Genomic DNA, 469 nt, shown 5'->3' with positions numbered 1-469 from the left:
CACCGGCAGTAATGCATTAACCGCAAGTAATATCACGAACACTTGGGCAATCAATGCAACCAACCAAGGTGTGATTAATGACGGCACGATTGATGAAGTTAACTTTGTTAACTTCAATATACTAACGGGTGGAGCATTAGTCGATAGCTTCACCTTGAGCTTGATGGATAATATCACCGGCTTAATCAGTGGTGGTGCAAGTGATGATACCTTAACCCTTGACACAGCTAATCAGTCAGTGGTTATCGGTACTGATATTTCAAGCATTGAAACGGTTACCGGTACAGGCAGTAACGAATTAACTGCAAGTAACATGGTCAATACCTGGGTAATCAATGCAACCAACCAAGGTGTGATTAATGACGGCACGGTTGATGCGGTTAACTTTGTTAACTTCAATACCCTAACAGGTGGCTCATTAGTCGATAATTTCACCTTGACCTTGATGGATAACATCACTGGGTTAATT

At 41.8% G+C, this 469-nt stretch carries 1 protein-coding gene; it reads left to right on the top strand.

Translation table 11 applies throughout. The features are described 5' to 3' along the window. The coding region (locus tag CXF85_RS00100) for a hypothetical protein (protein WP_157828990.1) at nt 1-469 on the top strand (469 nt) is incomplete at both ends.

Origin of the sequence: Colwellia sp. 75C3 (genome assembly GCF_002836255.1) — a bacterium.
GTDB lineage: Bacteria > Pseudomonadota > Gammaproteobacteria > Enterobacterales > Alteromonadaceae > Colwellia.
This window is presented reverse-complemented; position numbering and strand designations above follow the sequence as displayed.